The sequence below is a fragment of the Actinophytocola xinjiangensis genome, from assembly GCF_001921215.1.
In the GTDB taxonomy this organism is placed as follows: Bacteria; Actinomycetota; Actinomycetes; order Mycobacteriales; family Pseudonocardiaceae; genus Actinophytocola; species Actinophytocola xinjiangensis.
The window spans coordinates 1-743 of record NZ_MSIF01000066.1 but is presented as its reverse complement, the minus strand read 5'-3'; the positions used below and the strand labels follow the sequence as shown (position 1 = coordinate 743).

Annotated in this window: 1 protein-coding gene; it reads left to right on the top strand. The window is 59.6% G+C overall.

Annotation, left to right across the window (positions count from 1 at the left end):
• Nucleotides 1-36 precede the first annotated feature (36 nt).
• Nucleotides 37-743 (top strand): non-ribosomal peptide synthetase (locus BLA60_RS44140; protein ID WP_245812521.1); only part of this gene is annotated, 707 nt, incomplete at its 3' end.

The window sequence follows — 743 nt, the reverse complement described above, 5'->3', positions numbered from 1 at the left end:
CCGATTGGGCGTCCTGTGGCGAACACCCGGGTATACGTGGTCGACCGATTCGGCAAACCAACCCCCATCGGCGTCCCCGGCGAACTATGGATCGGCGGACCAGGAGTAGCCCGCGGCTACCTCAACCGCCCCGAACTCACCACCGAACGATTCACCACAGACCCATTCACCACCAACCCAACAGCCCGAATCTACCGCACCGGAGACCAGGTACGGTGGCTACCCAACGGCAACCTCGAATTCCTCAACCGCATCGACCACCAAATCAAAATCCGCGGCTACCGCATCGAACCCGGCGAAATCGAATCAACACTCCTCACCCACCCCGCCATCACATCCTGCGTCGTAACACCACACGACGACCCCACCGGCGGCAAACGCCTCATCGCCTACTACCTCACCACCAACCAACAACCCAACACCACCGATCTACGAGAATGGTGCGCCCAAACCCTACCCGACTACATGATCCCCGCCCGCTTCATCCACCTCACCACACTCCCCACCACACCCAGCGGAAAAATCAACCGCAACGCCCTACCCCAACCACACAACAACCGCCCCGAACTCCACCACACCTACACACCCCCACGCACCGAACTCGAACACACCATCACCACCATCTGGACCGAACTCCTCAACATCAACAACATCGGCATACACGACAACTTCTTCGCCCTCGGCGGACACTCACTACTCGCCATCCGCACCACCACACGCCTCCAAGAAACAACAGGAATGGA